Source organism: Actinotignum sanguinis, assembly GCF_003957255.1.
Lineage (GTDB): Bacteria > Actinomycetota > Actinomycetes > Actinomycetales > Actinomycetaceae > Actinotignum > Actinotignum sanguinis.
The window spans coordinates 1-12665 of sequence record NZ_QDIE01000001.1 but is presented as its reverse complement, the minus strand read 5'-3'; the positions used below and the strand labels follow the sequence as shown (position 1 = coordinate 12665).

Annotated in this window: 9 protein-coding genes and 1 tRNA gene; 3 read left to right on the top strand and 7 right to left on the bottom strand. The window is 60.5% G+C overall.

The window, feature by feature from the left end; genetic code table 11:
* Positions 1-771: a polyprenol monophosphomannose synthase gene (locus tag DDD64_RS00050; RefSeq protein ID WP_164545848.1), complete on the top strand. Its 771-nt coding sequence runs from the start codon at positions 1-3 to the stop codon at positions 769-771.
* 24 nt (positions 772-795) lie between these two features.
* Here DDD64_RS00050 and DDD64_RS00045 read toward each other — a convergent pair whose 3' ends face one another.
* Positions 796-1149, bottom strand: coding sequence for an RNA polymerase-binding protein RbpA (locus DDD64_RS00045; RefSeq protein ID WP_126134462.1), 354 nt, complete (start codon positions 1147-1149; stop codon positions 796-798).
* Positions 1150-1566: 417 nt separating this feature from the next.
* On the opposite strand from DDD64_RS00045, the gene DDD64_RS00040 reads away from it, so the two are divergent.
* Positions 1567-5205 carry a S8 family serine peptidase gene (locus DDD64_RS00040; protein ID WP_126134461.1) on the top strand — a complete coding sequence of 1213 codons (3639 nt, stop codon included), beginning with the start codon at positions 1567-1569 and terminating at the stop codon, positions 5203-5205.
* 131 nt (positions 5206-5336) lie between these two features.
* Here the strand turns inward: DDD64_RS00040 and DDD64_RS00035 are convergent, their stop codons facing one another.
* The 6 genes from DDD64_RS00035 to DDD64_RS00010 all read right to left on the bottom strand — a co-directional run bounded on the left by DDD64_RS00035 (position 5337) and on the right by DDD64_RS00010 (position 12023).
* On the bottom strand, positions 5337-5900 hold the full coding sequence (locus DDD64_RS00035) for a MerR family transcriptional regulator (protein ID WP_206435353.1): 564 nt from the start codon (positions 5898-5900) through the stop codon (positions 5337-5339).
* Between the two features lie 363 nt (positions 5901-6263).
* Positions 6264-7271 (bottom strand): adenosine deaminase, encoded by a 1008-nt coding sequence (add, locus tag DDD64_RS00030; RefSeq protein ID WP_126134460.1) that lies wholly within the window; start codon positions 7269-7271, stop codon positions 6264-6266.
* A gap of 43 nt (positions 7272-7314) precedes the next feature.
* Positions 7315-9081, bottom strand: a complete 1767-nt coding sequence (locus tag DDD64_RS00025; protein WP_126134459.1) for an adenine deaminase C-terminal domain-containing protein — start codon at positions 9079-9081, stop codon at positions 7315-7317.
* A 54-nt stretch (positions 9082-9135) separates the two neighbouring features.
* Complete coding sequence (locus DDD64_RS00020; RefSeq protein WP_126134458.1) at positions 9136-10554, bottom strand: purine-cytosine permease family protein; 1419 nt, start codon at positions 10552-10554, stop codon at positions 9136-9138.
* A 214-nt stretch (positions 10555-10768) separates the two neighbouring features.
* Positions 10769-11500, bottom strand: a complete 732-nt coding sequence (ftsR, locus tag DDD64_RS00015) for a transcriptional regulator FtsR (RefSeq protein ID WP_126134561.1) — start codon at positions 11498-11500, stop codon at positions 10769-10771.
* Positions 11501-11573: 73 nt separating this feature from the next.
* Entirely contained in the window at positions 11574-12023 is a 450-nt protein-coding gene (locus DDD64_RS00010) for an FHA domain-containing protein (RefSeq protein ID WP_126134457.1), read from the bottom strand.
* Between the two features lie 307 nt (positions 12024-12330).
* On the opposite strand from DDD64_RS00010, the gene DDD64_RS00005 reads away from it, so the two are divergent.
* Positions 12331-12404 (top strand) — tRNA-Pro (locus DDD64_RS00005).
* The last annotated feature ends 261 nt before the right edge of the window (positions 12405-12665 follow it).

Here is a 12665-nt window from a genome sequence, read left to right as displayed (position 1 = left end):
GTGCACGTTCTCATCACGATTCCCACGTACAACGAGGCGGAGAATCTTCCGCGTATTATCGAGCGGGCCCGCCGGGCGGTGCCCGCCGCGGATATCCTGGTTGTTGACGATAATTCTCCGGACGGTACCGGGGATATCGCCGAGGAACTTTCCGGGCGTGATGAGCAGATTCACGTGCTGCACCGCACCGAAAAAGATGGTCTCGGGCGTGCCTATATCGCGGCTTTCGGCTGGGCACTTGAGCACGGATACAGTCATGTGGTGGAGATGGACGCGGATGGTTCCCACCATCCTGAACAGTTGCCGCTGCTGCTGGAGCGCGCCGCGATGTCTGATCGGCCGGATCTGGTCATCGGTTCGCGCTACGTGCGGGGCGGGAAAATTGATGGCTGGTCCAAGCCGCGCGAAGCGCTCTCGCGGCTAGGGAACCTTTATATTCAAGGGATGCTCGGGCTGCCGGTACGTGATGCCACCGCTGGCTACCGCGTGTACCGCACAGATATGCTGGAGAAGCTCAACCTGGATTCCGTGGAAGCACGCGGCTACTTCTTCCAGACGGATATGACCGACCATGTGGCGCGCAGCGGCGGCCATATCGTTGAAATGCCCATCACTTTTTCAGAGCGCGAGGCGGGGGAGTCGAAGCTCTCCGGTTCGGTATTCACCGAATCGCTGAAGCGCACCACGGTGATGGGCGTCACGCGGCGGGGGAGGCAGCTACGCGATGCCGCGAAACGAGCTGCCGCACACCTGCGCCGGCCGCGGCATTGAGCGCCGCGTGATTGACGGTGGCGATTAGCGGTTCCGCCGCAAGCGCAGCTTACCTTCACGCAGTAGCTCGAGGCGTTCCTCCAGCAGCACCTTGAGCTCATCTTCGTTACGGCGTTCCATGAGCATATCCCAGTGGGTGCGCACCGGCTTGGGCGGCTTGCGGTCGTCCACGCCTTCACCTTCGATAAGTTCGGCTTCCACGCCGCAGCGGCACGTCCACGCGGTAGGCACTTCGGCGTCCACCGCCATGGCAACCCCGAATTCGTGGCCGTTCGTGCAGCGGTATTTCACCTGCTGGCGATCCACGAATACCACGTTGTCATCGGTCTCGAGTGAATTGGCTCCGATGCGCATTCCGCGCAAGGAACGTTCAGCCATAGTGCTATCCTTCCTCGCGGGCCGGCAAGCCCGCATATCGTTTCGCTGTTTCTATATTAACGACGACGCCGCGTACGCCTGCGGTTGCGCTCTGGAAAACGGTGCGGTCATGCGTGAAAGAGGGGCTGGACGGGAATCTGGCTCCCCGGCGCTACTTGCCGATAATGTACATTATGTCAAAACGAATTCATGGGGGCGCGAACGGCGGGCCGCTGGATCGGCTCCTGGTAGCAAGCCCCTTCCCCGTACTTTTTCGCCGTACTTTGACCTTGTCCCTTCTTCACCCATGCCTGTCGTTCACACTCTGGACTGTCAGTTTTGATTATTTAAGATATTCGGCAAAATTGCTGGCATGCCGTTGACCTGGGCGCATATCTCTCTGTTCGGGCCGGCGGCCAGCTATCAGGAAGGATATGTATGGCTGAGCAACCACGCTGGCGCCGATTTAGCGTCACCTGGGCCTGTGCCGCACTCATCGGCGGCGCCCTCGCTCCCGCAACCGCGGCGGCCACGGAATCGGATGGGCAGGCACCCCTCGACATCCGCGCCACCGTCGCCGCAGCGGAAAGTGATCCAAATTTCACCGGGAAATGGTTTATTGAGCTTAAGAGCGAACCTCTTATTCGCGGTGGTTCCTCCGCCCGCATCGCGGGCGAGCAGCGCGAATTCACCCAGACGGTCGAAGATGACGGTGGCGAGGTGGACACCTCCTACCAGCATGTCTGGAATGGCGTGACCGTCGAAGCCGATTCGGTGGAACTGGCGCGCTACGTCAACGACGCTAATGTTATCGGTGTTTACCCGGTCCTCACGGTGGAACGTCCCGCCGAGGTGGACTCGAATGCGGAAATTAACCGCCCGGGCGAAACTCCCGATATGTATTCCGCGCGGGAGATGACCGGCGCGAGCGTGGCCAATGAAGAATTCGGCGTCACCGGCAAGGGCGTGCGCGTGGGAATTATCGATTCCGGCGTGGCCATTGATCACCCCGCTTTCGGTGGGAACGGCGTCAAGGGCGAGCGCGCTTTCCCCAATGAGAAGATCGTGACCGGTTACGATTTCGTGGGCGACTCCTTCAATACGGATCGCAGCGATCCGAATTTCCAGCCGGTCCCCCACCCGGACACTCTTCCCGATGATTGCGGGGCCGGCGGCGGGCACGGCTCGCACGTTGCCGGTATCGCCGCAGGTAATGACCCGGAAAGCAAGTTCAAGGGCGTGGCTCCCGATGCTGTAATCGGTGCTTACCGAGTATTCGGATGCACGGGTTCCACCAGCTCCGAGGTCATTCTTTCCGCTCTCGAACGCGCCCAGCGCGACAAGATGGACGTGGTTAATATGTCTATCGGCGCGGCTTTCGCCACCTGGCCCAACTACCCCACCGCGGTGGCTTCGGAAAACCTCGTTGCGGCCGGTGTGGTGGTGACGGCCTCGCAGGGTAATTCCGGTGCGAAAGGTATTTTCTCCGGTAGTGCTCCGGCGGTAGGCCCCTCGGTTATCGCGGTGGGCTCCGTGGACAATACCCACGTGCTGCGCCCGGTATTTATGTTCAACGGCGCGCCCGAGGGATTTGATAATGTCACGGAATCGCCGGCGGTACCCACGGCGGGTAGTCTCGACGTCGTCGCCTATCCCGAAGGGCAAAAAACCGGCGCTGTTGATCTGCCCGGAACACCGTTTACCGGGAAAGCAGTGCTTATCTCCCGCGGCACCTCGACCTTCTACCAGAAGGCGCGCGCCGCGCAGGACGACGGCGCCGCCGCGGTCATTATCTACAACAACCAACCCGGGAGCCTCAACGCAACCATCGCCGGAAGCCCGGCCGTGACCATTCCGGTCATCGCGGTCACCCAAGAACAGGGCGAGCGCTTCGAAGAGGCCGTAGCTGCCGGAAACGCCAGCCTCGAATGGACGGACGCGAAGCGAGTGACCGCCTCCCCCACCGGCGGGAAGATTTCCGATTTTTCCTCCTGGGGCCTGGCTGCGGATCTCCAGCTCAAACCCGATGTGGTCGCCCCGGGTGGCAATATCTATTCTGCGTGGCCGGTCGATGATGAGGTGACGCCCTCGTGGAAGACGATTTCCGGTACCTCGATGGCGGCCCCGCACGTGGCCGGGAGCGTGGCTCTGCTCCTCCAAGCTAACCCGAAGCTCACGCCGGCGCAGGTGCGCGCGGCTTTGCAGAACACCGCTGATCTGGTGACGGTGGACGGCAGCGCGGATTCCCCGAAGCTCGCCACGCACCGCCAGGGTGCTGGGCTCGTCAACCTTCCTGCGGCCCTGACCGCGGTCACGGAACCGGGTACGAATGGTGGTGGGAGCCCCACCGCGTTCACGCCCGCCAAGATTTCCCTGGGCGATTCTGACGTGCAGGAAACGACGACGCTCACCGTGCACAACGCTGCGGCAGCTCCTGTCACCTACACTTTCACGGCGGATACCCACGTGCGCGCCACCAGCGGGCCGCATGATCGTTTCACGAGCTACAACGGGACCGATGCGCAGGTGGCGATTAGCCCCGCGCAGGTAACGGTGCAGCCCGGGGCGGACGCCCAGGTACAGGTGTCCGTCACCGATCCGACGAACGTGCCCGAGGGTACGATCTACGGCGGGTACGTGGTGGCCCACGGCGATGATAATTCCACCTACCAGGTGCCCTTCGCGGGTCTCAAGGGCGATTACGAAAACGCCTTGCAATTCCTCCACACCACGTGGAAGGTCAAGGATATTCGGCCGGATATCGCTCAGAGGCGCCCGGATCTGGCGAATCTGCTCGCCTACGATCCGCCCTCGCTAACGAAGCTCATTGCGTGCCCCAACCCGGCCACCATCTACAAGGGCGAGTGCCTGGATAAGGGTGCGCAGTACTCCAATGCCCCCAATTCTGAGCTCTTTGCCTACGCCATGGACTACGCCAACGGCGCGGTTCCGGTAGTGGAATACCATATCGATTCCCCCGTGCAGAAGCTTGAGATTCGGGTCTTCCACGCGAATGAGGATGGCTCAAAGGGCGCCCCGGTCTCGGAAAATAACGTGGTGCATAGCGAGGACGGTGTGGGGCGTACCGATCTGGGGCGCTTCGCCTGGGACGGTACCTACCTCGAATCCGCCTCGGCGACGACGCGCACCGCGGCTGCCCCGGGTCGCTATGTCTTTGAGTTGCGGGTCGTGAAGGGTACCGGTGCAGGAACAACTGAGCCGACCGGTGACACTCTTCCCGGATTCACCCGCAGCGCCAGCGAAGAAACCTTCGTGACAGCGCCCTTCTGCGTCAAGGAATGCACGACGTCGCAGCCGTCTCCCACACCGGAGCCGACCCCGAGCGAGAAGCCGGAGCCGACCGTCGCCCCGACAACCCCGGCCCCCGCGCCGAGCCCGAGTATCGATCCAACGACTCCGGCCCCGACGCCAACGACCCAGGCCCCCGCGCCGACGCCGTCGGTGGAGCCCACGGTCGAGCCGACCGCTCCTGCCCCCGCGCCTACGACTCCCGCGCCCGCGCCGACACCGAGCGCAGAGCCGACGGAAGAACCTCCGGCCCCGGTGCCCAGTGAGAAGCCGGAGCCGACCGCGCCCGCGCCGACACCGAGCGCAGAGCCGGAACCCAGCGAGGAGCCGAGCAAGCCGGCCACTCCCCCGGCTTCGCACGGCAACACCTTCTTCGTCTCCAATAATTGGACGGCAACCGTTGCCTCGGCAGTGTTCTCTTACGGGCGTGCCGGCGATGAAGTCCTCGTGGGTGATTTCGACGGGGATGGGAAGGATACTTTCGCGGTGCGCCGCGGTAACACCTTCTTTGTCCAGAACTCGCTCGTGGGCGGGAATGCCGAGCAGGTATTCTCCTACGGCCGCGCCGGCGATGAAGTCCTCGTGGGTGATTTCGACGGGGATGGGAAGGATACTTTCGCGGTGCGCCGCGGCAACACCTTCCACATCACCAACCACCTCACCGGAGGAGATGCTGAAGCGACTCTTGCCTACGGGCGCCACGCTGACGCGGTCTTCCTCGGAGACTGGGATGGTAACGGAACGGATACCCCGGCTGTGCGCCGCTAAAGTAGCGCCGGCAGGGTACTTATAGCCCACTAAAGATCCCGGTTACCTCACTGCTCAGGCAGGAAAGGTAACCGGGATTTCTTTGAGCGTATGAAATTTTATAGGGATTCGCGAGAAGAATAGAGTTGCCGCTACGCACCGCGGCGGCGCTTCGCGGCCCGCCGCTGCGCCAGTTCATCCACTACGTCTTCTTCAGCACGTTCGGTAGGAAGCTCGGAAAGCGAACCCTGGATTTCACGCCAGACACGACCAACTGCGATGCCGAAAACGGCCTGGCCGCCCTTGACCAGATCAATGACTTCATCATCGGACGTGCATTCGTAGACCGAAGCGCCGTCGGACATGAGGGTGATGCCGGCCAGGTCTTCCACGCCACGATCCTTGAGCTGCGCAATTGCAACCCGAATCTGCTGGAGCGACACCCCGGTATCTAACAGGCGCTTGACCACCTTCAGGACCAAAATGTCCTTAAAAGAGTAGAGACGCTGGCTGCCGGAGCCCGAAGCGTTCTGCACGGTAGGCGAAACAAGACCGGTGCGATCCCAGTAATCGAGTTGGCGGTAAGTGATACCTGCAGCCTTGCAGGCGATCGGACCGCGGTAGCCGGTTTCGGCGTCAAGCTCGGGAAGAGGATCGCCGAAGAGCATCGGTTGGGTACGCCGATACGTCGCGTCCTTGGCAGTCGCGTCGCTCATAGTCTCTCCGTTTCGCAGCGTGGATTCTGGCCGGTTGCCAGTGTTAGCTACCACGATATAGCAGGCCGCGCGGCAGGTCAGCGCCCGGCGCGGCGTGTCTAAAGCTCAACTTGAGCTTTAGGGTTTGTTGCCATGGCATTGCGCCCCGCAGCACTCCCCTAGCCTACCGCATTCATCCCTGAGAATGGCCAGTTTCCGCCACTTAAAGGCCGCGGCGCCGGCGCGCTCCCACACGAGAAGCGGCCGGCGCCGTCGTTCCCATCGCGATGTGATAAACGATACATGCGATGTTATTGTGAAAATTGAGGCAACTGAGGCTAGTGCGCGCGAGGTGCCGCGCACCGGCCGCAGCGCTTAATTCACCTAGCCCTTATAGGCCGCAATCTCCGCCGCGATGCGTTCCTTGAGCGAGGCCGGCGCCCAGGAAATATCCACCGCATTGCGCGCGAAACGCTTGAGGGTCTCCTCATCGACCCCGGCTTCATCCACCACGCGCTGGTAGTTTTCCGCAATGTAGCCACCGAAGTAGGCCGGGTCATCCGAATTGACAGTGACCTTGACTCCGCGTTTATCCAGTTCGGTGAGCAGTCCCACCTTGGAGCCGTCGGATACCCAGGTATTGGAGATCGGGCAGGAGGTGAGCCCGATCCCGTGCTCAGCCATGTAATCGACCAACTCAGGCTTTTCCAGCACGTTGGTGCCGTGATCCACGCGATCTACCCGCACATCCTCGAGGACCTGGCGAATATGCTCGGCCGAATCGGCAATATCGACGTCGCAGTGCATCGTCAGCTGATAGCCCAGCTCACGGGCCTTGGCGAAGACGGCCGCAAACTTGGCGGGCGGGTTGCCGGTTTCGTCCGAATCAAGCCCCACGCCGATAATCCAAGGGCGGTAAGGCAGGGATTCCAGCAGGGTCGCCATGGCGTATTCAGCCTGGAAATCCCGCAGGAAACACATAATCAGAGCGCTGTCCACCCCCAGCTGTTCGCGCGCCTCAATCTGGGCGCGCCGCAGCCCGGAGATGACGGTATGGAATTCCACGCCCCGCGAGGTATGTGCCTGCGGGTCGAAGAACATTTCCACGTAGCGGACGTTCTGGCGCGCTACCTTACGGAAATACTCCATCGCGAGGTCGTAGAAATCCTCCGCGGTGAGCAGCACGCTCATGCCTTCGTAATACGCGTCCAGGAAAGAGGCGAGGTCATCGAATTGGTAGGAGGCCCGCACCTCCTCCTCGCTGGCGTAAGGCAGCTCCACGCCATTGCGCGCGGCGAGCTTGAATTTGAGATCGGGTTCCAAGGTACCTTCAATATGCAGATGCAGCTCAACTTTGGGCAAGCCCTGCACGAAGGGCGAAATCGCGGTCATATTTTTCCTTTCTGCGCGGTCACGTTCGCGGGTACGCGCTACGTTACCGCGCTGCAATAACGGGGTCGACGACGTCAAATTTGACGCAGTCAATGAGGCCAAGATCGGTGATCGCCCAATCGGGAATCGCGGTGATCGACAGGAAGATGAGCTGGCCAAAGGGCGAGTCGAGATCCGCACCCAGCACTTCTCGGGCAGCCCGGTCCATATTGGCTTCGGCGGCCGCCATATCTTCGGCAACCAGGTCGGCAACAATGCCGCCTACCGGGAGGGGCAGCGAGGCGACGACCTCGCCATCGCATACCGCAACCTGTCCCCCGCCCAGGCGGGCCACTTCATTGATCGCCAGCGCGATATCCTCCGGGTTCACACCCGCACATACCACGTTGTTATCATCGGGGGCCGCCGAGGTGGCAATCGCTCCCCGCTTGAGACCGAAGCCTTGAATGAAAGCAACGGGTAGATTCGTGGTTTTACCGTAGCGTTCAGCTACGCATACATAAATGGCATCCTGTGCGGTATCGGGCTGTACCTTGCCGTCCACAACCTTGAGTTCCACTTCAGCGCCGGGGCGCTTGAAAGCAACGTCCTTGGAGAGCACGATGGTGCGCACCCGCGCGGAAGTAGCAGAATCAGCAACCGGAACAGCAATGCGATCAGCGCTGACCGGGGCGAGCTTGAAAGTATCAAGGACCGCGGCGGTGCGCTGCGGGGCATGCGGGGCCTGCACGGCGGCACCGTTCTGCGCCACGATCCGCCCACCCTTGAGGACGGTGCGGGGCCGGAAATCATCGAGGGAATCAACAAAGAGAATATCGGCGAAGCGCCCCGGAGCAATGGCGCCGATGCGGTCATCAAGTTGGAACATCCGCGCGGTATTGATGGTGGCCATCTGGATCGCGGTGACGGGATCGATCCCTTTCTCAATGGCGAGGCGTACCACGTAGTCAAGGTGACCGCGGCCCAGAATGTCGGTGGCGGTCACATCATCGGTGCAGAAACCAACCCGGTGAGCCGGGGCACCCATCTCGGTGATGAGCTTAATGTTTTCCGCGAGCATCGGGGCGGCGGTGGATTCCCGGATAAGGATATTGATGCCGTTACGCATCTTCTCCAGCTCTTCTTCCGGGGAATACGATTCGTGACACAGCGTCACGCCCGAGGCTGCGTATCCGGCTACTCGGCGGGCATCCACAAGCGGCGCGCAGCCGAAGGCGTGCAGGCGATTTTCCTCAGCCAGGTCCATCGCGGTGAGAACCTCTTCATCACCGTATTCCACCATTTCCTGCACGGTTTCCCACAGCCCCACGCATTCGGGCATACGCTGAACTTTCCGGTGGTCTTCCACCGCGAAGCGATGCCCCACGGTGGATTCGGGAACCGTGTAGGGAGCTTTGGCGGGCGCGCCCCACCATACCCGCATGGAGGATTCTTCAGCTTCGGCCAGGAACTCCTTCACGCCTTCCAGGCCGGCGGATACCAGGATCTGGTCCAGACCGGAAATAACGGAGGTTGTTCCGTAGCGGGATACCAGATCCGCGAACATGGTTACGGAAAGTTTGGAGCATTCGATGTGCTGATGCCCGTCGATGAGCCCGGGGGTCAGGTAGGCGCCGTCGGCATCAATAATGGTGGTATTCGGGCCGCGCTGCGCGTCTACGTTCCCCACCGCTGCCACGCGCCCGTAGGCGATGGCAACGGAGGCCGGATAAGTTTCCCCGGTCAGAACGTTAACAAGAATTCCGTTGTCAATAATGGTGTCGGCGTGGGCGCGTCCGTAGGCGACGTCAAGAAGCTGACGATGAGGCATGAGTTTCTCCTAAAAATGATGACGATGTTTGGGCGGGGAATGATGGTGTGGCCATTAGGCAGCGGTAATAAAGGCACGGCGGGCAGCGCGTTCGCGTTCGCGCACCGGGCGCAGCGCCAGGTAAATCACAGCGGAGGCAATCACTCCGGCGGGAATCGAAAGATCTGGTGCCGCGGCGGGCACATCCACGAGGAGCCGGGTGAGCGGGCCCACCAGGTATCCGGAGTTTGTGAAAAGTGCGGAGCAGAGCATGCCGCCCAGCAGCGCGGCCATTCCGGACCAACGCACCCCGCCTCTCCCCCAGTACGGGCCGTGCGATTCAATGGCGAGGCCGGAAAGGTGGTAGGTACCGTGCCGGGCCACCCAGTCGAGCAGGTACACGGTCACCCAGGGGGCCAGCCAAATGCTCAGCGACGCGGCGAAAGCATTGAGGAGACTATAGAAGGCTTCCTGCTGGATCGCGAAAACACAGATAGCCACGCAAATGAGACTATCGATGCACACGATAACCATGCGCGGAACGTGAATACCTGCAGTCTGCAGATTCAGGCCGGAAGAATAGAGGTTGGTGCCGTTTTGGAGCAGCAAACCCACCATAACGAGAACCAGGAAAGGCACCGCGAAAGCCGGGCTGAGGATTGCCGGGACAGCCAGAGGATTAGAAAGCTCCACCTCGGCGGGAACCGCCACGGTTGCCATCGCGGCCCCGAGGCTCTGGAGCAGCACGTAGGGAATAAACCCGCCCAGCGCCGCCCAGGTTCCCACCGCGAGCGGCGAAGAATCAGCGGGTAGGTAGCGGGAGAAATTCGCTCCGCTTGGCGCCCACGAAAGCCCACCCGAAACAATAACGAGCGAGGTTGCAGAAATCAGGGTGAAAAGTGAATCGGTACCCGCCGAGCCACCCGGAGCGGCCTGCGGAATAATCAGTGCCGCTAACACAATAAAAGCCACCGTGAAAATCATGGTTGCGTATTTTTGTGCTGCCATGAGAATCCGGTGGCCAAGAAGAGGAAGAAGAAGCTGAATACCCGCGAGAAGAACGACGACGGCGATCTGCCCGCCGCCCTCCAGCGCAATACCTGCGCGAGCGAGAAGGGCTTCACAGGCGTAGTAGACGAGAATGAGTCCCCCGGCTTCAAAGCCGATGAGCATCAGCCAGGACAGAACTCCATTAATACGAGCACCGCGAGTACCGAGCGATGCTCGCGAAATGGTCATCGTGGTGGTGCCGGTTAGCGGCCCTTGAATGGAGGTCAGCGCGAGAAGCGGATATGCGATAACGTTGCCGATCACAATAACGGCGAGCGCTTGCGTAAATGAAAGTCCATAGAGTAGCACCAGCATGGCGCCGTAGGACACGGTAAAAATATTAGTGGTTGTGCCCGCCCACAGGAAGAAAAGATCGCGGGGGCGACCGTACCTTTCGCGGGGCGAAACAAGGTCGATACCTTGGGTTTCCACAGAACCTGACATTAATTGTCTCCTGCTAGTTGAGGTGCCCAGCATGACCTGGGTTCGGTTCAATCGATATGAAGTTGTACTGCCACACTACTCCTGAGTGGGCGGTGCTGTCTGCCTGACGTGGCTCACTTTTGCGCAAAAGGCTGCTTACCGGGGTGTGGGCTGGCCTGAGTGCAGTGAGCGGAGGTCAAAAACACGCTCCTCGAGTACCGCGGCGGAACGTAATTTAGCGCAGTTCCACTTCGATATTTTCTGTGAGAAGAGCGCCGTAAAGCCGCGCGATAGTGGTGCCGTCCTCGGCGGCCTGGTTGAGAGCGCGTTCGGAGGCGACCGGTGTTTTCTTTGCGAGTTCCGTGGCCAGCTGAGTGGTAATCATCACTGCCTGGGCGTGCGCGGAATTCTTGACGCTGCGAATCTGACGCAGATCGTAGCCGGCTTCCAGCAGCATCACGCAGTAGCGCACAATATCCGCTGATTGTGCGGAAAGGCGCCCCCGCGCATCGGTAGCAAGGATGCCAGCGGTTACGAGTTCCTCAATAGTGCCCAGAGCCGCTCCGGTCATATCGGCCAGTTCGGCTTGGGTAATACGTTCACCCGGTTTTGGGCGGCGCACTTCCGGTGCGGCGACGGCGCGCATTCCCCCGGGGCGCCCCGGGGCCTCAATGATTCCCTCATCGAGCTGCCGCAGCTCCTCCCGGATTTGATCGAGAGGTAGAAAGCGGTCGCGTTGTTCCCTCAGGATGAAGCGCAGACGCTCGGTATCCGAGGTGGAAAAGAGCCGTTGATTAGTAGCGGTGCGATAAGGCGAGATAAGACCAATGGATTCGTAGTGCCGGATTTTCGAGACTGAGAGCATGGGGAATTCATCGGTGAGGGCACGGCGAACCTCCCCGATCCGCAGGGTCGGGTCATGGCTGAGATCATGGGGCCAGGTGCTCGGACTACCATCTGCCCGCACACGGTGGGTTGCGGAAGTGGACGGGTAGGGAGAATCGGGCGTGGCCGTAGAAGCGCGAGATATCACCTGTGTATCACGCACCGGCTCGCGAAGCGTAGAAAGTTAACCGGAATTTTCCGATTTGGATCTCATCACCGGTGCGGAGCGCGGCATCATCCACCCGTTCCCGATTGACGTAGGTGCCGTTGAGAGAACCGGAATCCCGCACATGGAAAGTATCACCACGGCGGAAGAACTGAACGTGCTTACGGGAAACGGTGACATCGTCAAGGAAAATATCGGCACGCGGGGAACGCCCTGCATTCGTCACTTCCCCATCAAGAAGGAACCGAGCCCCGGAATTAGGGCCGGAGAGTGCAATGAGGAGCGCGGAGCCGGCAGGGAGGGCATCAATAGCGGTGCATTCTTGCGGGCTGAGATGCCGTTCAGCCACCGGTTGATCAGGTTGCGCACCAATAGCGGTGAAGCGAGAAGTTTCCGTAGGTGCGGGTGCGGCCGACCTCGGGTCAAATTGTTCAGCCATATGACTTCTCCTTCACTGCCCTGGATTGCTCCCCCGGGCGCGTCTTTATCGGTAACAATCCTATAACGATTTGGGGTGATAACTCTAGTGAGGCCATCCGCCCTTGAGGCGATTCGGAGGCATCGCTCCGCAGTGATTGCCCGGAACTGAGCGCATCGCAGCTCCGCGCAAAGAGCGGGCTACGTCACCTTCTGGGATTTGTATTTTTCTGTGCTCATGAGGTAATCTCATGTGGTCCACGTGGCGATGACCCGATATAGAAATCAGGTTATCGAAACGGGGATAGCGCTAAGTTTTCTTATCGCTTCGGGCTATGGCGCAGTTTGGTAGCGCACTTGACTGGGGGTCAAGGGGTCGTGGGTTCAAATCCCGCTAGCCCGACAAAAAGCCCGGTATCAAGCCAAAAACGATACCGGGCTTCTTTGTGTGAAGAGCAACTGTATGTTGAAACGTATGTTGAAACCGGTAAAGCACCATTGCAACAGGGGTTAATAGACAAAAAGTGGGTCTAATGACGGCGTGTCGTTAGCCCCCGATCTGGCCTTTACGGATGTTTAGACCGTCTTCCCAGGGGTGTTCGGTATCGATATGGGTATCAATCTCGACGGGCTTATCACTAGGCGTACTAACCGGTTCCTTCCT